The 20,337-nt window shown below is 71.8% G+C and carries 21 protein-coding genes; 8 read left to right on the forward strand and 13 right to left on the reverse strand.

What is annotated here, in order from left to right; all coding sequences use genetic code 11:
• The first annotated feature begins 2 nt into the window (after positions 1–2).
• The 3 genes from LQ326_RS32245 (at position 3) to LQ326_RS32255 (ending at position 3,896) form a co-directional block, all read left to right on the forward strand.
• A complete protein-coding gene (locus LQ326_RS32245) occupies positions 3–797 on the forward strand; it encodes a thiazole synthase (RefSeq protein WP_234542593.1) in 795 nt (264 codons plus the stop codon).
• A 263-nt stretch (positions 798–1,060) separates the two neighbouring features.
• Positions 1,061–2,983: a Stk1 family PASTA domain-containing Ser/Thr kinase gene (pknB, locus tag LQ326_RS32250; RefSeq protein ID WP_234542594.1), complete on the forward strand. Its 1,923-nt coding sequence runs from the start codon at positions 1,061–1,063 to the stop codon at positions 2,981–2,983.
• Positions 2,984–3,017: 34 nt separating this feature from the next.
• A complete protein-coding gene (locus tag LQ326_RS32255) occupies positions 3,018–3,896 on the forward strand; it encodes a deoxyribonuclease IV (RefSeq protein ID WP_234542595.1) in 879 nt (292 codons plus the stop codon).
• Between the two features lie 64 nt (positions 3,897–3,960).
• Here the strand turns inward: LQ326_RS32255 and LQ326_RS32260 are convergent, their stop codons facing one another.
• A complete protein-coding gene (locus LQ326_RS32260) occupies positions 3,961–4,593 on the reverse strand; it encodes a sulfite oxidase-like oxidoreductase (RefSeq protein WP_234542596.1) in 633 nt (210 codons plus the stop codon).
• A 199-nt stretch (positions 4,594–4,792) separates the two neighbouring features.
• Between LQ326_RS32260 and bfr the strand changes: the two genes are divergently transcribed.
• The gene (gene bfr / locus LQ326_RS32265; RefSeq protein ID WP_234542597.1) at positions 4,793–5,272 is read left to right on the forward strand and encodes a bacterioferritin; all 480 of its coding nucleotides are present in this window, start codon (positions 4,793–4,795) and stop codon (positions 5,270–5,272) included.
• A 10-nt stretch (positions 5,273–5,282) separates the two neighbouring features.
• On the opposite strand, the gene LQ326_RS32270 is transcribed toward bfr, so the two are convergent.
• Both LQ326_RS32270 and LQ326_RS32275 read right to left on the reverse strand, forming a co-directional pair.
• Positions 5,283–5,543, reverse strand: a complete 261-nt coding sequence (locus tag LQ326_RS32270) for a (2Fe-2S)-binding protein (protein WP_234542598.1) — start codon at positions 5,541–5,543, stop codon at positions 5,283–5,285.
• A 139-nt stretch (positions 5,544–5,682) separates the two neighbouring features.
• On the reverse strand, positions 5,683–7,035 hold the full coding sequence (locus LQ326_RS32275; RefSeq protein ID WP_234542599.1) for a class II 3-deoxy-7-phosphoheptulonate synthase: 1,353 nt from the start codon (positions 7,033–7,035) through the stop codon (positions 5,683–5,685).
• A gap of 106 nt (positions 7,036–7,141) precedes the next feature.
• Between LQ326_RS32275 and LQ326_RS48850 the strand changes: the two genes are divergently transcribed.
• Both LQ326_RS48850 and LQ326_RS32280 read left to right on the forward strand, forming a co-directional pair.
• Entirely contained in the window at positions 7,142–7,198 is a 57-nt protein-coding gene (locus tag LQ326_RS48850) for a trp operon leader peptide (protein ID WP_362754581.1), read from the forward strand.
• Between the two features lie 108 nt (positions 7,199–7,306).
• A complete protein-coding gene (locus LQ326_RS32280; RefSeq protein ID WP_234542600.1) occupies positions 7,307–9,217 on the forward strand; it encodes an anthranilate synthase family protein in 1,911 nt (636 codons plus the stop codon).
• 94 nt (positions 9,218–9,311) lie between these two features.
• Here the strand turns inward: LQ326_RS32280 and LQ326_RS32285 are convergent, their stop codons facing one another.
• From LQ326_RS32285 to LQ326_RS32300, 4 genes are all read right to left on the reverse strand, one after another.
• The gene (locus LQ326_RS32285) at positions 9,312–10,340 is read right to left on the reverse strand and encodes a 6-phosphofructokinase (protein ID WP_234542601.1); all 1,029 of its coding nucleotides are present in this window, start codon (positions 10,338–10,340) and stop codon (positions 9,312–9,314) included.
• Between the two features lie 137 nt (positions 10,341–10,477).
• Positions 10,478–11,140, reverse strand: coding sequence for a response regulator (locus tag LQ326_RS32290; RefSeq protein WP_234542602.1), 663 nt, complete (start codon positions 11,138–11,140; stop codon positions 10,478–10,480).
• The gene (gene macS / locus LQ326_RS32295; protein ID WP_234542603.1) at positions 11,140–12,351 is read right to left on the reverse strand and encodes a MacS family sensor histidine kinase; all 1,212 of its coding nucleotides are present in this window, start codon (positions 12,349–12,351) and stop codon (positions 11,140–11,142) included. The genes LQ326_RS32290 and macS overlap by 1 nt, the downstream gene beginning before the upstream one ends.
• A gap of 53 nt (positions 12,352–12,404) precedes the next feature.
• Positions 12,405–13,136 (reverse strand): lysophospholipid acyltransferase family protein, encoded by a 732-nt coding sequence (locus LQ326_RS32300; RefSeq protein ID WP_234542604.1) that lies wholly within the window; start codon positions 13,134–13,136, stop codon positions 12,405–12,407.
• Between the two features lie 177 nt (positions 13,137–13,313).
• On the opposite strand from LQ326_RS32300, the gene LQ326_RS32305 reads away from it, so the two are divergent.
• Positions 13,314–14,093 (forward strand): alpha/beta hydrolase, encoded by a 780-nt coding sequence (locus tag LQ326_RS32305; protein ID WP_234542605.1) that lies wholly within the window; start codon positions 13,314–13,316, stop codon positions 14,091–14,093.
• Positions 14,086–14,679: a hypothetical protein gene (locus LQ326_RS32310; RefSeq protein ID WP_234542606.1), complete on the forward strand. Its 594-nt coding sequence runs from the start codon at positions 14,086–14,088 to the stop codon at positions 14,677–14,679. The genes LQ326_RS32305 and LQ326_RS32310 overlap by 8 nt, the downstream gene beginning before the upstream one ends.
• A gap of 112 nt (positions 14,680–14,791) precedes the next feature.
• Here the strand turns inward: LQ326_RS32310 and LQ326_RS32315 are convergent, their stop codons facing one another.
• The 6 genes from LQ326_RS32315 to LQ326_RS32340 all read right to left on the reverse strand — a co-directional run bounded on the left by LQ326_RS32315 (position 14,792) and on the right by LQ326_RS32340 (position 20,140).
• Positions 14,792–15,541: an endonuclease/exonuclease/phosphatase family protein gene (locus tag LQ326_RS32315; RefSeq protein WP_234542607.1), complete on the reverse strand. Its 750-nt coding sequence runs from the start codon at positions 15,539–15,541 to the stop codon at positions 14,792–14,794.
• A 146-nt stretch (positions 15,542–15,687) separates the two neighbouring features.
• Positions 15,688–16,641, reverse strand: coding sequence for an ROK family glucokinase (locus tag LQ326_RS32320; RefSeq protein ID WP_234542608.1), 954 nt, complete (start codon positions 16,639–16,641; stop codon positions 15,688–15,690).
• Between the two features lie 133 nt (positions 16,642–16,774).
• The gene (locus LQ326_RS32325; RefSeq protein ID WP_234542609.1) at positions 16,775–17,236 is read right to left on the reverse strand and encodes a DUF5304 domain-containing protein; all 462 of its coding nucleotides are present in this window, start codon (positions 17,234–17,236) and stop codon (positions 16,775–16,777) included.
• 63 nt (positions 17,237–17,299) lie between these two features.
• Positions 17,300–18,454 carry an ArsA family ATPase gene (locus LQ326_RS32330; protein WP_234542610.1) on the reverse strand — a complete coding sequence of 385 codons (1,155 nt, stop codon included), beginning with the start codon at positions 18,452–18,454 and terminating at the stop codon, positions 17,300–17,302.
• 304 nt (positions 18,455–18,758) lie between these two features.
• Positions 18,759–19,202, reverse strand: coding sequence for an SRPBCC family protein (locus LQ326_RS32335; protein WP_234542611.1), 444 nt, complete (start codon positions 19,200–19,202; stop codon positions 18,759–18,761).
• Positions 19,203–19,342: 140 nt separating this feature from the next.
• Positions 19,343–20,140, reverse strand: coding sequence for a metallophosphoesterase family protein (locus LQ326_RS32340; protein WP_234542612.1), 798 nt, complete (start codon positions 20,138–20,140; stop codon positions 19,343–19,345).
• Between the last annotated feature and the right edge of the window lie 197 nt (positions 20,141–20,337).

A 20,337-nucleotide genomic window follows, 5' to 3' on the forward strand; every position in this document is an offset into this window, starting at 1 on the left:
CCATGGCCGACGACACGTTCGTCCTCGGGGGTACGGCCTTCTCCTCCCGGCTGATCATGGGGACCGGGGGCGCGCCCAGCCTGGAGGTGCTGGAACGGGCGCTCGTCGCGTCCGGGACCGAACTGACCACGGTCGCGATGCGGCGGGTGGACCCGGGGGTACGGGGTTCGGTGCTGTCGGTCCTCCAGCGGCTCGGGATCCGGGTGCTGCCGAACACCGCGGGGTGCTACACCGCCGGGGAGGCCGTGCTGACCGCCCGGCTGGCGCGGGAGGCGCTGGGGACCTCGCTGGTCAAGCTGGAGGTCATCGCCGACGAGCGGACGCTGCTGCCGGACCCGGTCGAACTGCTGGACGCGGCGCAGGCCCTGGTGGACGACGGGTTCACGGTGCTGCCGTACACGAACGACGATCCGGTGCTGGCCCGGAAGCTGGAGGACGTGGGGTGCGCCGCGGTGATGCCGCTCGGGTCGCCGATCGGGTCGGGGCTCGGGATCCGCAACCCGCACAACTTCCAGCTGATCGTCGAGCACGCGCGCGTGCCGGTGATCCTGGACGCGGGAGCCGGGACGGCGTCGGACGTGGCGCTGGCGATGGAGCTGGGCTGTGCGGGGGTGATGCTGGCGTCGGCGGTGACGCGGGCGCAGGATCCCGAGCGGATGGCGCTCGCCATGCGGGCCGGGGTGGAGGCGGGGCGGCTCGCCCGGCTGGCGGGGCGGATTCCCCGCCGGTACCTCGCTGAGGCGTCCTCTCCCGCGGAGGGCCTGGCCGTGCTGGATCCCGAACGCCCCGCGTTCTGAGCGCCAGTCCGCTCCCGTCTCGTCTCCCACCCACGCACCGCCCGAAACCGTCTGCCGAGAAGCGGGGCTCTCCCGTGGAGGCCGGGCCTCGTCGGCGGCTGCGGGAAGGGGGAGAAGGCATGCCCGGGGCGGGCGTCGTCGGCGGCTGCGGGTGGGCAGGTGCATATTCCAGCCACGTGCGAAGCGTCACAGGTGCGCTGCAGTCGCCCGGGGCAAGCGGTCTCACCTGTGTGGGTGTCAGCCGGGGCTCGTACACTCGCCGGGTGGATACGACCCTTCAGGACCCCCTTGTCGGGCAGGTGCTCGACGGCCGTTATCGCGTCGACGCGCGGATCGCCGTCGGCGGGATGGCCACGGTGTACCGGGCCCTGGACGTCCGGCTGGACCGCGTCCTCGCGCTGAAGGTGATGCATCCGGCGCTCGCCGCCGACGCGTCCTTCGTCGAGAGGTTCATCCGGGAGGCCAAGTCGGTCGCCCGGCTGGCCCATCCCAATGTCGTCCAGGTCTTCGACCAGGGGGCCGACCGGTCGTATGTGTATCTCGCCATGGAGTACGTGGCCGGCTGCACCCTGCGGGACGTGCTGCGCGAGCGTGGTGCGCTGCAGCCGCGGGCCGCGCTGGACATCCTGGAGCCGGTGCTGGCCGCGCTGGGCGCCGCGCACCGCGCCGGGTTCGTGCACCGGGACATGAAGCCCGAGAACGTGCTGATAGGGGACGACGGGCGGGTCAAGGTCGCGGACTTCGGGCTGGTGCGGTCCGTGGACTCCGTGACCAGCACGACCGGCGCCGTCCTCGGCACCGTGTCGTACCTCGCGCCCGAGCAGGTCGAGAGCGGGGCCGCCGATCCGCGCGTCGACGTGTACGCGTGCGGTGTCGTGCTCTACGAGATGCTCACCGGGCAGAAGCCGCACGACGGGGACTCGCCCGCGGTCATCCTGTACAAGCATCTGCACGAGGACGTGCCGGCGCCGTCCGCCGTCGTGCCGGGGCTGGCCTACGAGCTGGACCAGCTGGTCGCGCTCGGGACCGCCCGCGATCCCGGGGCCCGGCCGTACGACGCGGTCGCGCTGCTCGCCCTGCTGCGGCAGGCGCGCGACCGCCTCGGTGCCGAGCAGCTGGACGCCGTACCGCCGCAGGCGCTGGCGGACGCGCATGACATCGCCGGGGACCGGACCAGTGTCATACCCCGGTCGCTGCACGTGCCCCGGCCCCTGCCGGTCAACGAGGAGGACGAGGGGGCGCTGCGGACCAGCAGGTTCGAGGCGCCGCCCGGGCCGGACCGGCGGCGCGGGGGCCGCCGGTCCCGGCGCGGGCTGGTGACGCTCGTGATCGCCGTGCTGGTCGTCCTCGGCGCCGGAGCCGGGGTCTGGTACATCAACTCCGGGCAGTTCACCAAGGTACCGCCGCTGCTGTCGAAGACCGAGGCCCAGGCCACCGCGCGCCTGAAGGCGGCCGGACTCGACGTCGGATCGGTGGAGCACGCCTACAGCGACACGGTGAAGCGGGGCACGGTGATCAGCACCGACCCGGCGGCCGGCGAGCGGATCCGCAGCAACGACTCGGTGGCGCTCACCGTCTCGGACGGCCCCGAGACGGTGAGCGTGCCGGATGTGCAGGGCCGGACAGTGGCGGGGGCCAAGGCGCTGCTGAGGGCCGGCGGGCTCGAACCGGGCATGGTGACCCGGGAGTTCAGCGAGAACGTGCCCAAGGGGTCGGTCATCTCGTCCGATCCGGGGGCGGGCACCGGGCGGCACGCGGGGACCGCGATCGCGCTCGTCGTCAGCAAGGGTGCCCCGGTCGACGTCCCGGACGTCACCGGCGACGACCTGGACGAGGCCCGGCAGAATCTCCAGGAGGCCGGGCTGAGGGTGACGGTGTCCGCCACCGAGATCAACTCGGAGTACGACCAGGGGCAGGTCGCCCGGCAGACCCCGGCCGGCGACGCGCAGGCCGCCGAGGGCGACACGGTGACGCTGACCCTGTCCAAGGGACCCGAGCTGGTCGAGGTGCCGAACGTGGTCGGGGCGAGCGTGGACGCCGCGACCAAGCTGCTGGAGCAGTCCGGTTTCCAGGTCAAGGAGGACCGCGGGCTGCTCGGGCTGTTCGGCGACACCGTGCGGAAGCAGTCGGTGAACGCCGGGGAGCAGGCGCCCAAGGGGTCGACGATCACCATCACCATCCGGTGACCGGGCGCGGGCCGCGCCGTGACACCCTTGACGGGTGAAGAGTCAGCAGTCGGGTCCCGCCCGCAACCCCGTCGGCGGCCATGTCCCGGTGGCCGGCGGCCTGCACTCCGTGGGGCTGTCGTACGCCCGTGAGCTGCGGGCCGAGACCGTGCAGGTCTTCGTGGCCAACCCGCGCGGCTGGGCCACCCCGGCGGGCAGCCCGAAGCAGGACGAGGCGTTCCGCGCGGCCTGCGCGCGGGAGTCGATCCCGGCGTACGTGCACGCCCCCTATCTGATCAACTTCGGCTCGCACACCGAGGCGACCGTGGAGAGGTCGGTGGAGTCGCTGCGGCACTCGCTGCGGCGCGGCCGGGAGATCGGGGCGCTCGGCGTGGTCGTGCACACCGGCAGCGCGACCGGCGGCCGGGCCCGGGACGTGGCACTGAAGCAGGTAAGGACGCGGGTGCTGCCGCTCCTCGACGAGCTGACCCATGACGACGACCCGTTCCTGCTCCTGGAGTCCACCGCCGGGCAGGGCGCCTCGCTCTGCTCGCGGACCTGGGACTTCGGCCCGTACTTCGAGGCGCTGGACGCCCATCCGAAGCTGGGTGTCTGCCTGGACACCTGCCACGTCTTCGCCGCCGGGCACGACCTGACCGGGCCGAGCGGGATGCACCAGACCCTCGACCTGCTGGTGTCGGCCGTCGGCGAGGGCCGGCTGAAGCTGATCCACGCCAACGACTCGAAGGACGTGGTCGGCGCGCACAAGGACCGGCACGCGAACATCGGCGCCGGGCACATCGGCGAGGACCCGTTCCGTGCGCTGATGACCCACCCGGCGACCGCGGGCGTACCGCTGATCATCGAGACACCCGGCGGCAAGGAGGGGCACGCGGCGGACGTCGAGCGTCTCAAGCGACTCCGGGACGGCTGACCCCGGCAGGATCCCGCGGGCCTGCCAGAGCCGGGCCTTCCGGAAACGCTCCGGCGGCTCGGTCTCAGAGCTCGGGGCCGTCCCCCGGCCCCTCCTGGTAGGAGTAGCGCTGCTCCCGCCAGGGGTCGCCGATGTTGTGGTAGCCGCGTTCCTCCCAGAAGCCGCGCCGGTCGGCGGTCATGTACTCGACGCCGCGGACCCACTTGGGGCCCTTCCAGGCATACAGCTGGGGCACGACCAGGCGGACCGGGAAGCCGTGCTCGGCGGTGAGGAGTTCGCCGTCCTTGTGGGTGGCGAAGACGGTGCCCTCGGCGGCGAAGTCCGCGAGGCGCAGGTTGGAGCTGAAGCCGTACTCCGCCCAGACCATCACATGGGTGGCCTCGGGGGCGGGCGGCGCAAGCTCCAGGACGGTCCGCGCCGGGATCCCGCCCCACTCCGCGCCGAGCATGCTGAACTTCGTCACACAGTGCAGATCGGCGACCACGGTGACGTACGGCAGGGCCGTGAACTGCTCGTGGTTCCAGATGCGCACGCCCCCGTCGGCGGTGGCGCCGAAGACCCGGAACTCCCACCGCTCGGGCCGGAACCTGGGCACCGGGCCGTAGTGCGTGACCGGCCAGCCGCGCTGCAACCGCTGACCCGGCGGAAGCCCGGCTCCCGCGGTTCCCCGAGACGCGTGCTCCACCGGATGACCCATGCCTTCCATCCTGACAGACCACGGGCGGTGCACTCGACCAGGCAGACCGCCCAAAGATCAGCAAATCGCTCAATTAGCACCAGACTTCCACTTACTTACTAAGTCCGCACTTACTGGACGATCTTCTGTGCCGGTGCAATCATGCGCCGCAAACGTCCCATCCGTCCGGTACGGAACCCATGCGGAAGGAGCCTCTGCGATGCAGGGCGACCCCGAGGTCATCGAATTCCTCAACGAGCAGCTCACCGGCGAGCTCACCGCGATCAACCAGTACTTCCTGCACGCGAAGATGCAGGAGAACTTCGGCTGGTACAAACTCGCGAAGTACACCCGGCACGAGTCGTTCGACGAGATGAAGCACGCCGAGGTGCTCACCGACCGCATCCTGTTCCTGGAGGAGCTGCCCAACTACCAGCGGCTGTTCCACGTCCGGGTGGGGCAGACCGTGAAGGAGATGTTCGAGGCCGACCGGCAGATCGAGGTGGAGGCGATCGACCGCCTCAGGCGCGGGATCAAGGTGATGCGCGACAAGGGCGACATCACGTCCGCGAACATCTTCGAGGACATCCTGAAGGACGAGGAACACCACATCGACTACCTCGACACCCAGCTGGAGCTGGTGGAGAAGCTCGGCGAGGCGCTCTACCTCTCGCAGATCATCGAGCAGCCCGAGAGCTGAGCACCGGGCCTCAGGCCGCTTCGTCGAGCGCGGCGACCGCCTCGACGTCGTCGACCGCGGCGAGCACCGGGCGGCCCTGGCCGGCCGGCTCGCGGCGGGGGCAGGCGCCCCGGCCGAGAATCGCCTGGATGCGGCGGACGCACGAACCGCAGTCCGTCCCCGCCTTGCAGGCGGACGCCACCTGCCGGGGGGTGCAGGCGCCGTCCGCCGCGTGCTGCTTGACCTGGGCCTCGGTGATGCCGAAGCAGCTGCAGACGTACACGCGGTTCACCTCCCGACGGGACGGATCTCTTCACTGCCATCCCGTTTTCCGGTGAGGCAAACCTAACCTTACCCACCCCTTGGGGATCGCGAAAGCGCGAGGGGCGCGGATCCGGTGTGATCCGCGCCCCAGAGCACCGCCGGGAGCCCTACTGGTCCCGGTACATCTCCGCGACCAGGAAGGCCAGGTCGAGGGACTGGCTGCGGTTCAGCCGCGGGTCGCAGGCCGTCTCGTAGCGCTGGTGCAGGTCGTCGACGAAGATCTCGTCGCCGCCGCCCACGCACTCGGTGACGTCGTCACCGGTGAGCTCCACGTGGATGCCGCCCGGGTGGGTGCCGAGGGCCTTGTGGACCTCGAAGAAGCCCTTGACCTCGTCGAGCACGTCGTCGAAGCGGCGGGTCTTGTGGCCCGAGGCCGCCTCGAAGGTGTTGCCGTGCATCGGGTCGGCCACCCAGGCCACGGTGGCACCCGAGGCGGTGACCTTCTCGACCAGCTCGGGGAGCTTGTCGCGGACCTTGTCCGCGCCCATCCGGACGATGAAGGTCAGCCGGCCCGGCTCGCGGTCCGGATCGAGGCGGTCGACGTACCTCAGCGCCTCCTCGGCGGTCGTCGCCGGGCCGAGCTTGAGACCGATCGGGTTGCGGATCCTTGAGGCGAACTCGATGTGCGCACCGTCCAGCTGCCGGGTGCGCTCACCGATCCACACCATGTGCGCCGAGACGTCGTACAGCTTGCCGGTGCGCGAGTCGACCCTGGTCAGGGCGGACTCGTAGGCCAGCAGCAGCGCCTCGTGCGAGGAGAAGAACTCGACCGTCTTGAACTCCTCCGGCTCCGCGCCGCAGGCCTGCATGAAGTTCAGCGCGTTGTCGATCTCACGCGCGAGCTGCTCGTAGCGCTGGCCCGACGGGGAGGACTTCACGAAGTCCTGGTTCCAGGCGTGCACCTGGCGCAGGTCCGCGTAGCCGCCGGTGGTGAAGGCGCGCACCAGGTTCAGCGTCGAGGCGGAGGCGTTGTACATCCGCTTCAGCCGCTCGGGGTCCGGGATGCGGGCGGCCTCGTTGAAGTCGAAGCCGTTGACGGAGTCGCCGCGGTAGGTCGGCAGCGTCACGCCGTCGCGGGTCTCGGTCGGCTTCGAGCGCGGCTTGCTGTACTGGCCGGCGATCCGCCCCACCTTCACCACGGGCACCGACGCGGCGTACGTCAGCACGGCACCCATCTGGAGGAGGGTCTTGAGCTTGCTGCGGATGTGGTCGGCGGACACCGCGTCGAAGGCCTCGGCACAGTCGCCGCCCTGGAGAAGGAACGCCTCTCCCTTGGCGACGGCCGCCATCCGGGCGCGCAGCTGGTCGCACTCGCCCGCGAAGACGAGCGGCGGATACGACTCCAGCTCCGCAACGACTGCGCGCAGAGCCTCGGGGTCGGGGTACTCGGGCTGCTGCGCCGCGGGCAGGTTTCGCCAGGTGTTGCCAGCACCGAGGCTGGTCTTAGCGTTCACGGTCACCTCGTAAACATTACGGGGTCGTGTCGCCATATTTTCCTCCGGCTCGACTGGTGAGACGCGGTGATTGTCCTGTGGACAGGGCGGGCGGTGGGGTAGGGTTTCCGGCATGTTCGCGCATTCGACTCGGAACTGGTGGTGGACCGCTTCTCCGGCGGCCCACTGACTGCGCGTACGCAAGACTTCGCGAAGGCCGCCCGGAGGGGCGGCCTTCGGCGTTCCCGGGGCCGTTCCTCTCCCACCTGTCTCCCTGACATAGGACCGCAGAGGAACCATGGACCTGAACCAGCTGCTCCACGACGACCGCCCCTTCGCCCTGCTCCGCCGCCGTACCCCCGGCCACGACGAGAGCACGGTGGAGGTCCTGCTCGGCCCGGTCACCGCCCACGACCGGCTCGCCGACCTGCCCGACGAGGGGCTCGCCCTGATCCCGTACCGGCAGATCCGGGAGCGGGGGTTCGACGTGCGGGACGACGGGACACCGCTGCTGGCGCTGACCCCGACAGTGGTATGTCACATTCCACTGGACGAGGCCCTCGCGACCCTCCCCGCCCACGACGTCCGCGTCGAAGGCGGCGCCTTCGACGTCGACGACGACGCGTACGCGCGGATCGTCGGCCGGGTGCTGCGCGAGGAGATCGGCCGGGGCGAGGGCGCGAACTTCGTGATCCGGCGGACGTACGAGGGCCGGATCCCGGGCTTCTCACGCGCCGACGCGCTGGCTCTGTTCCGGCGGCTCCTGGAGGGCGAGCGGGGCGCCTACTGGACGTTCGTCGTGCACACCGGGGACCGGACGCTGGTCGGCGCGAGCCCGGAGGTGCACGTCCGGATGTCCGGCGGCACGGTGGTCATGAACCCGATCAGCGGCACGTACCGCTATCCCGCCGAGGGCCCCACCCCCGAGCACCTGCTCGGCTTCCTCGCCGACGGCAAGGAGATCGAGGAGCTGTCGATGGTCGTCGACGAGGAGCTCAAGATGATGTGCACGGTGGGGGACATGGGCGGGGTGGTCGTCGGCCCGCGGCTGAAGGAGATGGCGCACCTCGCGCACACCGAGTACGAGCTGCGCGGGAAGTCCTCGCTGGACGCGCGGGAGGTCCTGAAGGAGACCATGTTCGCGGCGACCGTCACGGGGTCCCCGGTGCAGAACGCCTGCCGGGTGATCGAGCGGCACGAGGTCGGCGGACGCGGCTACTACGCCGGTGCGCTGGCCCTGCTCGGCCGGTCCGCGGCCGGCGGGCGGGAAGAATCCGGGGAATCCGGCGGCGCCCAGACCCTGGACTCCCCCATCCTGATCCGCACCGCCGACATCGACGCGGACGGCCGGCTGCGGGTCCCCGTCGGCGCCACGCTGGTGCGCGGCTCGGACCCGGCGAGCGAGGTCGCCGAGACGCACGCCAAGGCGGCGGGCGTACTGGCGGCCCTCGGGGTACGGCCGTCCCGGCCACGGGGCGAGGAGAAGCGGCCCCGGCTGGCGGACGACCCCCGGGTGCGGGCCGCGCTGGACGGGCGGCGGGCCGCGCTGGCGCCGTTCTGGCTGCGGATGCAGGAGCGGACCGGCGAACTGGCCGGGCACGCGTTCGTGGTGGACGCGGAGGACACGTTCACGGCGATGCTCGCGCATGTGCTGCGGGCCGGCGGACTCGACGTGACCGTCCGGCGCTACGACGAGCCGGGGCTGCGGGCGGCGGTGCTCGCGCACGAGGGTCCGGTGGTGCTCGGCCCCGGCCCCGGTGACCCGTCCGACCTGGACGATCCGAGGATGCGGTTCCTGCGGGAGCTGACGGCGACCCTGATCCGGGAGCACCGGCACGGGGTGCTGGGCGTGTGTCTCGGGCACGAGCTGATCGCGGCGGAGCTGGGGCTGGACATCATCCGCAAGCAGGTCCCCTACCAGGGCGCGCAGACGTCCGTGGACCTGTTCGGGCGCCCGGAGACGGTCGGCTTCTACAACAGCTTCGTGGCCCGCTGCGACGAGGAGGCGGCGCGGGAACTGGCCGCGCACGGCGTCGAGGTGAGCCGGGCGGGGAACGGCGAGGTGCACGCGGTGCGCGGCCCCGGCTTCGCCGGGGTGCAGTTCCATCCCGAGTCGGTCCTCACGCTGAACGGCGCCGCCGTGGTCCGCGAGCTGATCGGTCAGCTGCATGGCAGCGGCACGTTCCTGGCGGAGAGGCCGGTCCGGTAGTCCGCACCGCGCGCCGTCACGGTGGCCGTGGCGGCGCGCGGGTCGAGGAGAACCGGAGAGCCGAGGAGAGCCAGGGAGGTCCGGCCGGCGGCTGTCAGCCGAAGAACACCCCGACCTCCTCGTACAGCTTCAGGTCGACGGTCTTCAGCCTGGCCGTGGCCTCCGCGATCGGCACCCGGACGATGTCGGTACCGCGCAGCGCGACCATCTTGCCGAAGTCCCCGTCGCGGACGGCGTCGACGGCGTGCAGGCCGAAGCGGGTGGCCAGCCAGCGGTCGAAGGCGCTGGGCGTGCCGCCGCGCTGGATGTGCCCGAGGACGGTGGTCCGGGCCTCCTTGCCGGTGCGCTTCTCGATCTCCTTGGCCAGCCACTCGCCGACCCCGGAGAGCCGGACGTGCCCGAAGGAGTCGAGGGACTTGTCCTTGAGGACGACGTCCCCGTCCTTCGGCATGGCTCCCTCGGCGACGACCACGATCGGGGCGTACGACGCCTTGAAGCGGGAGGTGACCCAGGCGCACACCTGGTCGACGTCGAAGCGCTGCTCGGGGATGAGGATGACGTTGGCGCCGCCGGCGAGGCCGGAGTGGATGGCGATCCAGCCGGCGTGCCGTCCCATCACCTCGCAGACCAGGACCCGCATGTGGGACTCGGCGGTGGTGTGCAGGCGGTCGATGGCCTCGGTGGCGATGCCGACCGCGGTGTCGAAGCCGAAGGTGTAGTCGGTGGCGGACAGGTCGTTGTCGATGGTCTTCGGGACGCCGACGACCGGCACGCCGTACTCGTCGGTGAGGCGGGCGGCGACGCCGAGGGTGTCCTCGCCGCCGATCGCGATCAGCGCGTCGACTTCCAGTTTGGCGAGGTTGTCCTTGATCCGGCGGATGCCGTTCTCCTGCTTGAGCGGATTGGTCCGCGAGGAGCCGAGGATGGTGCCGCCGCGGGGCAGGATGCCGCGTACGGCGGGGATGTCGAGGCGGACGGTGTCGCCTTCGAGGGGTCCGCGCCAGCCGTCCCGGAAGCCGACGAATTCATAGCCGTACTCCTGCACGCCCTTGCGGACGATGCCGCGGATGACGGCGTTGAGCCCGGGGCAGTCGCCGCCTCCGGTCAGTACTCCGACCCGCATGGAAATGTCCCTTCGCCGCGGTTGCCTGTGGGACTCACGCTAATGGTGATCCAGCTCACACAGGGATGGGCGGGTAAGGGCAATTCCGGTGAATTGTCGGGCGGTTGGTTTACGCGCTGCCCGAAGATCAGATCAGATCAGTCGTCGAGTCCCGCCTCTATCGCGTACCTCACCAGTTCCACCCTGTTGTGCAACTGCAGCTTGCCGAGGGTGTTCTGCACATGGTTCTGGACCGTGCGGTGCGAGATGACCAGGCGCTCGGCGATCTGCTTGTAGCTCAGGCCCTTGGCGACCAGCCGCAGTACCTCGGTCTCGCGGTCGGTGAGCCGGGGCGCGCCTGGCCGGTCGGCGTCCGCGGTCGCCGGGGCCGGCTCGGAGGCCAGCCGGCGGTACTCGCCGAGGACCAGTCCGGCGAGGCCGGGGGTGAACACCGGGTCGCCGACTGCGGTACGGCGGACCGCGTCGAGCAGTTCCTCGGTCGAGGCGGACTTGAGCAGGTAGCCGGTCGCGCCGGACTTCACCGCCTCCAGCACGTCGGCGTGCTCCCCGCTCGCGGACAGGACCAGGACCCGCAACGCCGGGTTGTGGCCGACGAGTTCCTTGCAGACCTGGACGCCCGGCTTGGCCGGCAGATTGAGGTCGAGGACGAGGACGTCGGGCGCCGCGGCCTTGGCGCGGCGCACCGCCTGCTCGCCGTCCCCCGCGGTGGCGACCACCTCGAACCCGGACTCGGTCAGGTCCCGGGCGACCGCGTCCCGCCACATCGGGTGGTCGTCGACCACCATGACCTTGATGCTCATCACCGCTCCGCCTTCCCCGGGGAGACCTTCGGTACCGTCAGCTCGACTTCCGTGCCCTGCCCGGGAGTCGAGAACAGCTCGGCGCTGCCGCCGAGGTCGCGCAGCCGCCCCCGGATCGACTGGGCCACCCCGAGCCGCCCCTCCCCCTCGGCCTGGGCGAGCCGGCCCTCCGGGATGCCGGGGCCGTCGTCCCGTACGGTCACCACGACCGCGCCGGGCTCGTCCTCGACCAGGATCCAGGCCCGCGCCCCGTCCCCCGCGTGTCTGCGCACATTGTCCAGGGCGGCACCGACAGCGGCGGCCAACTCGCGTGCGGCCGCCGGTCGCAGCTCCACCGGCGCGCCGGGCTCGGCGAGGCTGACCCGGGATCCGGCGTACGGCGCGAGCAGCGTGCGCAGGTCGACCGGACCGCTGTCGTCCGGTTCCTCGACCAGGCGTACGACCGCGCCCTGGGCCTCGTCCTCGGAGACCCGTGAGGGGGGCACCAGGCCTGCGGAGACCAGCGTCCGCAGGGCCACCTCCTGTTCCCCGGCCAGCCGGCCCAGTTCCTCCGCCTCGCCGCCGAGGACCGTGCCCCGCCGCTGCACCATGGCGAGCACCTGGAGCACGCCGTCGTGGATGTCCCGGGCGAGCCGCTCGCGTTCCCGGGTGGCCGCCTCGATCTCCAGGGCGCGGGCGAGGGTGCGCTCGGAGGCGCGGGCGACCTCGACGACGTACCCGATGGCGATGGAGGCGACCCAGACCAGGACCACGTTGTGGACGGTGTCACGGGCGGGGTGGCCGCGCTCGACCAGGTTGGCGGCGGCGACCGGCGTGGAGGCGAACGCGGCCCAGCGCCAGCCGCCCTTGAGGGCGTAGGCGAGGACCGAGCCGGCGGTCCATATCGACGGCAGGGTCGAGCCGCCCCGGTCGATGTGGACCTGGGTGACCACCCACGGGGTCAGCACGATGCCGGTGAGCGCGATGGCGAGGTCCACGGCGAGGAAGCGCTTGGTGCAGGCCGCCGCGCTCTGCACGCGGGGCAGGGTCGCCAGGGTCCAGACGGTCAGGACGGCGTAGTAGGCGATGGCGACGCCCGCGCGGTCGTACTCGTGGTAGGCCGAGGCGAACAGGCCGATCGCGTACGGCAGGGTCAGCACGCGGTAGCCGGTGAGGGCACGCCACAGGGGCTGCTCGACCGACATCCGTATGACGCGTTCCCGCTTGCTCATGACCCCCCAGTCACTCCGCCGGCCCCCCGGCCGGCTTCCCCCGGTCCGCCGGTCTAGGACTCGGTGGCCTTCTTCTCCGCTCTCGCCGCTTCCTTCTCGGCCTTGGCGGCCTTGGCGGCCTCCGCGAGCTGCCGCTTGGCGGCCGTCGCGTAGATGTCCACGTACTCCTGGCCGGAGAGTTTCATGATCTCGTACATGACCTCGTCGGTCACCGCGCGCAGCACGAACCGGTCGTGCTCCATGCCCTGGTAACGGCTGAAGTCCAGCGGCTTGCCGATCCGGATGCCGGGCCGCATCAGCTTGGGCATCACCTGCCCCGGCGGCTGGATCTTCTCCGTGTCGATCATGGCGACCGGGATGACCGGGGCGCCGGTCGCGAGCGCCACGCGCGCGAGGCCGCCCGGTTTGCCGCGGTAGAGGCGGCCGTCGGGCGAGCGGGTGCCCTCGGGGTAGATGCCGAACAACTCGCCGCGCTCCAGCACGTCTATGCCGCTCTGCACCGCGGCCTCGCCGGCGCCGCGCGCGCCGGAGCGGTCCACCGGGAGCTGGCCGACGCCCTTGAAGAAGGCGGCCGTGAGACGGCCCTTCACACCGGGCGTGGTGAAGTACTCGGCCTTGGCGATGAAGGTGACCTTGCGGTCCAGCACCGCGGGCAGGAAGAACGAGTCCGAGAAGGACAGGTGGTTACTGGCCAGGATCGCCGGGCCCTCGGCCGGGATGTTCTCCAGGCCCTCCACCCAGGGCCTGAAGGCGACCTTCAGCGGTCCCCCGATAGCGACCTTCATCGCGCCGTACAACAACCGAGTGCCTCCTGTGTCCGTCGATCAGACCTTAACCCGCGGCGCCGCGAATGAGCCCGACGACCCTGGTCGGTGTCAGTGCCGTCGCGTACCGTGAAGCACAACTGGAGTCGTCGTCCGTGCCCTGTTCAGTTCCGCCCTCTCATGAATTGGAGACCGAAGGTGCCGGTTCTCCCCGGAGCCGAGCCGTTCCGCCATGACGGCGGGGAGGTCGGCGTCCTGCTCTGCCACGGTTTCACCGGCTCGCCCCAGTCGCTGCGCCCCTGGGCGGAGCACCATGCGGCGCATGGCCTGACCGTCTCCCTGCCGTTGCTGCCCGGGCACGGCACCCGCTGGGAGGACTTGCAGGTCACCGGCTGGCAGGACTGGTACGCGGAGGTGGACCGCGAGCTGCGGCTGCTGCGCGAGCGCTGTTCCCAGGTGTTCGTGGCCGGGCTGTCCATGGGCGGCACGCTCGCCCTGCGGCTGGCCGCCAGGAACGGTACGGGGGTGGACGGCGTCGTGATCGTCAACCCGGCGAACAAGGTGCACGGCCTGTCGGCGTACGCCCTTCCGGTGGCCCGGCATCTCGTGCGCACGACGAAGGGCATCGCCAGCGACATCGCCAAGCCGGGCGCCGCGGAGACGGGGTACGACCGGGTGCCGCTGCACAGCGCGCACTCGCTGCGGAACTTCTTCCGCCAGGTGGACAAGGAGCTGCCGCAGGTGACTCAGCCGCTGCTGCTCCTGCGCAGCACCCGGGACCACGTGGTCCCGGCGGCCGATTCGGCCCGCATTCTGAGCCGGGTGTCCTCCACGGACGTAACGGAGGTCGTGCTGGAACAGAGTTACCACGTGGCGACGTTGGACCATGACGCGGACCGGATCTTCGATGAGAGCCTCGCCTTCATCGGACGGCTCGCACCCAGTGTCGGCAAGGAAGGGACGGCCGCAGTTGGCTGAGCACGACTCCGACCGCGAGGACCGCGAGCCGGACGAGACGGGGGCGCCCTTCGACGAGGCGGCCGCCTGGGCGGCGATCGTCGCGGGGTACGGCGAGGAACCGCCGGACCCGCCGGGTACGACGCCCTTCAAGCCGGTGCAGGACCTCGCGCTGCCGCCGATGGAGGAGGACGAGCCCGAGGCGTCCGCGGAGGCCGCCGGAACCGGGGCCGGGGCGGCCGAGGAGCAGCGGCCCGTGGGGCCGCTGGGCAGTTCCGTCTCCTTCGCGCCCGGGGTGGGCGGCCCGCGTGACTACACGGCGCCGGAGCCGTCCGAGGACGACTTCGACGAGGACGACGAGGGGCACTTCGTGCCGCCCGAGCCCCCGCCGCTGCCGGAGGCCGACACCACGGCCAAGTTCGCCTGGCTGGGCGTGGTGGGCGGGCCGGTCCTGCTGCTGCTCGCGGTGGTGCTGGGCTGGGACATGACCTGGTGGCTGGCGACGCTGGGCATCGGCGGGTTCCTCGGCGGGTTCGTGACGCTGGTGACCAGGATGAAGACCGACGACGAGGGGGACGGCGACCCCGGGCGGGGAGCCGTCGTCTGACCGATCCGCCGCCGTCCGAGGGCCCGTCCGGAATCGCTCCGGACGGGCCCTGGCACTCTCTGGGGGGAGGGTGCCGGGCGTCGCGACGGGGCGAACGTTGCCCGGTGCGGCGCTAGGAGACGGCGGGGACTTTGAGAGCGGCCAGGACCGGGAGGTGGTCGGTGGCCGCCCGGAGATCCGCGTCGGTGAGGCCGGGCAGGCCGGTCGGTACGCCGCAGCCGAGCACCTCGATGCCCTTCGTCGCGAAGATGGCGTCGATGCGCTGATGGGGGTCGGTGGACCAGGAGGTGAACTCACCGCCCCAGGGTGCGGTGGTACGGCAGTCCTGGAAGGCGTCGGCCAGACGGCGGAAGGTGCGGCCGTCGGGGCGGTCGTTGAGGTCGCCGCCGGCGATGGCGTGCTCCACGCCCAGGCCGGCGACCCGGTCGAGCAGCATGCCGCCCTGCTCGTAGCGCTCGTCCTGCTGGAGGCTGAGGTGGAAGCTGGTGACGCCGAGGCGGGCGCCGCCGAACCGGACGACGGCGGTCGCGAGGCCGCGGCGGTGCAGGCCGGGGGTGAGGGGGAGGAGCACGTCCTCGGTGCGCTCGACGGTGGCGCGCAGGTCGCAGAGGATCGCCGGACCGGCCGCCGTGGCACCCCCGGTGAGGATCACCAGGCCGGATGCCGAGGCGAGGCGGGCGAGCTTCTTGCGCCAGCGGAAGAAGCGGGGAGCCTCCTGGACCAGAACCAGGTCGGGGGCGCAGGCCTTGATGACGCGGGCGAGGGCGTCGGTGTCGTCCCGCATGGAGCGGATGTTGTAGCTGAGGACCCGGATGACGGCCGAACCGTCGGGCTCCGTGTGGGAGTTGGGGAGCGACGCCATATTGATCAATGTACGCCCGGAGAGGGGCTGTGCGCTGCTGGGGTGGGGCGCGAGGCGGGTGTGCGACTGCCGGTGTGTGTGGCTTGTCGCGCAGTTCCCCGCGCCCCCAGGGGATTGCGGTTGCCGCATCCCGGAAGTCCAGGGCGTCACATGATCGGGTCGGGCTCTCTCGCCAGGTCGGCGGCGCCCACCAGGCCGGCCTCGTTGCCCAGCTGAGCCGCGATGACTTCGGCCACCGGGCGCCAGTTGCCGCCTACCAGCCAGCGCTTGTAGGACTTGCGGATCGGGTCCAGGACCAGTTCGCCCTCGTCCGAGAGGCCGCCGCCGACGATGAACGCGGAGGGGTCGAAGAGGGAGGCCAGGTCGGCGAGGCCGGCGCCGGCCCAGCGGGCGAGCTCGCGGTAGGAGTCGACGGCGACCGGGTCGCCCTGGCGGGCGGCCATGGAGATGTGCTTGCCCTCGATGCCGTCGGGGGTGCCGTCCCCGAGGCCGAGCAGGACCTCGGCGTTCTCGGGGGTGGCGTTGGCGCGCTGCTTGGCGTACCTGACCAGGGCGCGGCCGGAGGCGTACTGCTCCCAGCAGCCCTGCGAGCCGCAGCCGCACAGCAGTCCGTCCGGGACCATCCGGATGTGCCCGAACTCGGCGGCTACCCCGAAGTGGCCGCGGCGCAGCTTGTTGCCGATGATGATGCCGCCGCCGAGGCCGGTGCCGAGCGTGATGCAGATGACGTTGCGGTGGCCCTTGCCCGCGCCGAACTTGTACTCGCCCCAGGCGGCGGCGTTGGCGTCGTTCTCCACGACCACGGGGAGGCCGACCCGGGCCTCGACCTCAGCCTTCAACGGCTCCTGGCGCCAGTCGATGTTGGGCGCGAAGTAGACCGTGGAGCGCTGCCGGTTCACGTAACCGGCGGCACCGATGCCCACGCCGACGATCTCGTGCCCGGCACGGGCGCCCTCTACGGCGGAAGCAATGGCGTCCACGATGCCCTCGGGCGTGCCCGGGGTCGGCACCTTGTGGGTCGAGAGGATGTTGCCTTCCTCATCGACCACGCCGGCCGCGATCTTCGTGCCGCCGATGTCGACGCCGATGGTGAGTCCCATGAATCCCTCAGTTTCGGTCGAGCCCCGCTACGGCCAACCGTACCCGAGGCCCTGCCGTCGGGTTCTCGTCGTCCGTCCGGTGGATGGACCGTTCCGCGGTGCGGGCGCGGGACTCAGGGATGCGACGGGGCTGTCAGTCCAAGTCGATGCGTTCGCCGGGGCCGGGGCCCTCGCCCTTGTCGTGGCGGCCGGAGGTCCAGCGGGTCTCCTGGGCCTGGACCGCGGAGCGGTAGGCGGCGAGGAGTTCGCTGCCGGCCGCGGCCAGGTGGTCGAAGACGTCCGGGTTGCGCTCTATGACGGGCTCGACGGCGTTCTTCGCCTGCTGGACGACCTGCCGGACCACCTGCTGGGCGGCGGGTCCGGCGACCGCCCCGAGCAGCGGGGGCTGGATGCCGGAGAGCTTGTCGGCCACGGCGTCGACGAGTTTGCGCAGCTCCTCGGCGGCCGAACCGGGGGGCGGGCCGTACCGGGCGCGGCGGCGGGTCTTCTCGGCCTCCAGGTCCTCGGCGCAGGCGGTGGCCCAGGCGTCGTCGTCCGTCGCCCGTACCTCGTCCGCGGCCTCGGAGGCGTCAGCTGTGGGGCGCTCTTCGCTCATGGCGGACTCCTGACTACGGTTCGTCTCTACGACGTTACCCGAACGGGCGTACCGGTTTCACCGTCAGCGCGGCCACAGCGCCGGGTCCGGCGCGAAGCGCAGCCGCAGCTCGCCGTCGCGCAGGGCGGCCCCGGCGACGGTGCAGCGGCGCAGGGCCGACGGCAGGGCGACGATCCGGCGGAAGCCGCCCACGGTGACGACGACCTCGTCGCCGCGGCGGACCAGGTCGAGGTCGTCCCGTACGGCGCCGGCCAGCGGGATGTGCCAGACGAGGACGCCGTCCTCCTCGATCCGGTCGGCGACGGGCCACTCGACCGGGGCGGGTGTGATGTTGACGCCCGGTACGGCGAGCGCGGCCAGGTCGTCGGTGCCCCGCGGGTCGTGGCCGAGGTGGGCGACGGGTGTGACGTCGTACGCCTCTCCCCACTCGGCGAGGGCCTTGCGCTGCTGGGCGACGAGGGCGTGCAGCGGCGTGGCCTCGGGCAGCACGCGGTTGGCGACCAGGGTCGCGGCGGGCAGGCCGCGCAGGGCGAGGCCGAGGCGTGCGGTGCGGACGGCGTCGGCGCCGGCCGGCCCGGGTTCGGCGACCAGGCGTACGGCGGTACGGCGGTCGGCGAGGACGGCCTCCACGGCGGCCAGTTCGGCGTCCCAGCGGGCCGCGGTCTCGTAGAGCCAGTCGGCGGGCATCGGGACGCCGGCGAGGCGGCCGAGGACGGGGCGCAGGGCGCGGGCCGCCTGCCGCTCGGGCGGGAGCAGGCGGCGCAGGTAGCGGCGGAGCTCCTCGGGGAGGGAGAGGAGGGCGAGCGCCTGCGGGGCGGGAGGCAGGTCCACGACCAGCAGCTCGTACCGCTCGGAGAGGGCGGCGTCGCGCAGGGCGCGCAGGAAGGAGAGTTCCTCGGCGCCGGGCAGGGGCGTGAGTTCCTCGGTGTCCAGGCGGGAGGCGCCGAGGAGGTCGAGGACGTTCGCGGCGCGGGTCTGGAAGGCGGCGAGGTCCTCGCGGAAGCGGGCGGCGGCGTCGGGGCGCCATGTGCTGAGGGTGGGGGTGAGGCGGGTGGGCTCCGGTCCTGTCGCCGCGCCCAGGGCCGCGCCCAGGGTGTCGGTGCGGTCGGCGCTCAGGACGAGGGTGGGGGTGCCCTCGGCCGCGGCGCGCAGGGCGGTGGCCGCGGCGACGGTCGTACGGCCGCTGCCGCCCGGGCCGGTGATCAGGATGGTGCGCATGAGGGTGAACCGTAACTGAAGCGGGCCTCGCTTGATCGGTGCCCGGAGCTGGGGCTGGCCGCGGGGGGTGTCACTTACCGGCGTTGGCAGGGTGCCGCCGCGCCCACCCTCCCCCACTCTCGGCTTCGCTCGAGCGGGGGGACCCCCATCGCCCCAGCGGCACGACTGCCCGCAGTTATGTATGCCCGCTGCTATGTAGCTGACGCGACTGCAGCGCCCCGTAAGGGGCGCGGGGAACTGCGCGACCAGCCACCGCGCACCCGCACCCGGGGTCCTACGCGTACCCCAGCGACGCGCCCCTGGCTCACTTCTCCCCCGACTCGACCCTCTTCTTCAGCCCCGCCAGCGCCCGGTCGATGATGACCTTCTCGGCCTTGCGCTTGATCATGCCGAGCATCGGGATCTTCACGTCCACCGTCAGCGAGTACGTGACCTCGGTCGAACCCGTGCCCGCCGGCTTCAGAAGGTACGAGCCGTCCAGGGAGCGGAGCATCTGGGACTTCACCAGCGTCCAGGAGACCTCGTTGTCGCCGGTCCACGTGTATCCGAGGACCTGGTCGTCCTTGATCGCGCCGGCGTCCATGACCAGGCGGACCTGCTCGGCACGGCCCTGGGCGTCGGTCTTCAGGACCTCCGCCTCCTTCACTTCGCCGGTCCAGTCCGGGTAACGCCCGAAGTCGGCGATCACCGCCATGACGTCGGCCGGGGCCGCCTCGATCGTGATGTTCGAGCTGGTGTGTTCCGCCATCGCCGTGGCTCCTCCAGTGCGGGCCGGTGGGACCGGTGGGACCAGTAAAAGGGGTCGCCGTGCGCGAGCGTGCGCACGCGGGTGCAGCGTGAAGGCTACCGCGCGCCCGACCAGCCGACTTCACCCCCTGTCCGGGGCCGTCACCATTCCAGCGCCCAGGGCCGGCCGGTACCCGCGAAGTGCCCGACGTTCACGCACTCGGTGGCCCCGATCCGCATCCGCGTCGCCAACGGCTGGTGGACATGTCCGAAGAGCGAGTACCGGGGGCGGGTGCGGCGGATCGCGTCCAGCAGCGCCCGGCTGCCCCGTTCGAAACGGCGCGCGACGGTGTCGTACACCAGCTCCGGCACCTCCGGCGGGATGTGCGTGCAGAGCACGTCGACCTCGCCGACCGCCTCGATCTTCGCCGCGTACTCCTCGTCGGAGATCTCGTAGGGGGTGCGCATGGGGGTGCGCAGCCCGCCGCCGACGAAGCCGAAGACCCACCCGCCGATCTCGACCCGCTCGCCGTCCAGGACGGTGGTGCCCGGGCCCGCGTACTCCCGCCACAGCGGCGGCATGTCGACGTTGCCGTAGGTCGCGTACGTCGGTACCGGGAACGCCGCGAACAGCTCGGCGTACTGCTTGCGCACCGCCTTCTCGATCGCCGTGGCCCGGTCCATGCCGATCCCGCCCCACAGCCGGGCCCCCAGCTCCCGCGCCTCCTCGAAGCGTCGGGCGGTGCGCAGTTCGACGATACGGTCGGCGTTCTCGACGCCGAACAGGTCGGGGAAGATACCGCGGGAGTGGTCGGCGTAGTCGAGGAAGAGGACCAGGTCGCCGAGGCAGATCAGGGCGTCGGCGCCGTCGCCGGCTCTGGCCAGGTCACGGGCGTTGCCGTGCACATCGCTGACCACGTGGACACGGACCCTTGGGGTGCCGGAGGGTGTGGCTGCCATGGTGATCAAGGGTAGGCCTGTGCGGCATACGTGAACAGGCGGTGGCCGGACCTGCGGTTACTGGTCAGTCACTAAGGCCGTGGACTACCGTAAGCGAAGGAACACCAACCGTGTGACGCACCGAACATCTCGCCAGGACCCCCTGTCGAAGAACCCATACCGGCGGGTAACGTCCGGGCAGTCCAGTCGTGCTCAGG

The organism is Streptomyces shenzhenensis (genome assembly GCF_021462265.1).
Classification (GTDB): domain Bacteria; phylum Actinomycetota; class Actinomycetes; order Streptomycetales; family Streptomycetaceae; genus Streptomyces; species Streptomyces shenzhenensis.

Bases quoted from the DNA above. Each gene is read 5' to 3' on its own strand.
- LQ326_RS32340 (WP_234542612.1), bottom strand. From the start codon at position 20,140: ATGGCAGCCACACCCTCCGGCACCCCAAGGGTCCGTGTCCACGTGGTC.
- LQ326_RS32260 (WP_234542596.1), bottom strand. From the start codon at position 4,593: ATGGGTCATCCGGTGGAGCACGCGTCTCGGGGAACCGCGGGAGCCGGG.
- LQ326_RS32330 (WP_234542610.1), bottom strand. From the start codon at position 18,454: ATGCGCACCATCCTGATCACCGGCCCGGGCGGCAGCGGCCGTACGACC.
- macS (WP_234542603.1), bottom strand. From the start codon at position 12,351: ATGAGCAAGCGGGAACGCGTCATACGGATGTCGGTCGAGCAGCCCCTG.
- LQ326_RS32290 (WP_234542602.1), bottom strand. From the start codon at position 11,140: ATGAGCATCAAGGTCATGGTGGTCGACGACCACCCGATGTGGCGGGAC.
- LQ326_RS32335 (WP_234542611.1), bottom strand. From the start codon at position 19,202: ATGGCGGAACACACCAGCTCGAACATCACGATCGAGGCGGCCCCGGCC.
- LQ326_RS32320 (WP_234542608.1), bottom strand. From the start codon at position 16,641: ATGGGACTCACCATCGGCGTCGACATCGGCGGCACGAAGATCGCGGCC.
- LQ326_RS32285 (WP_234542601.1), bottom strand. From the start codon at position 10,340: ATGCGGGTCGGAGTACTGACCGGAGGCGGCGACTGCCCCGGGCTCAAC.
- LQ326_RS32280 (WP_234542600.1), top strand. From the start codon at position 7,307: ATGGACCTGAACCAGCTGCTCCACGACGACCGCCCCTTCGCCCTGCTC.
- LQ326_RS32325 (WP_234542609.1), bottom strand. From the start codon at position 17,236: ATGAGCGAAGAGCGCCCCACAGCTGACGCCTCCGAGGCCGCGGACGAG.
- bfr (WP_234542597.1), top strand. From the start codon at position 4,793: ATGCAGGGCGACCCCGAGGTCATCGAATTCCTCAACGAGCAGCTCACC.
- LQ326_RS32245 (WP_234542593.1), top strand. From the start codon at position 3: ATGGCCGACGACACGTTCGTCCTCGGGGGTACGGCCTTCTCCTCCCGG.
- LQ326_RS32300 (WP_234542604.1), bottom strand. From the start codon at position 13,136: ATGAAGGTCGCTATCGGGGGACCGCTGAAGGTCGCCTTCAGGCCCTGG.
- LQ326_RS32315 (WP_234542607.1), bottom strand. From the start codon at position 15,541: ATGGCGTCGCTCCCCAACTCCCACACGGAGCCCGACGGTTCGGCCGTC.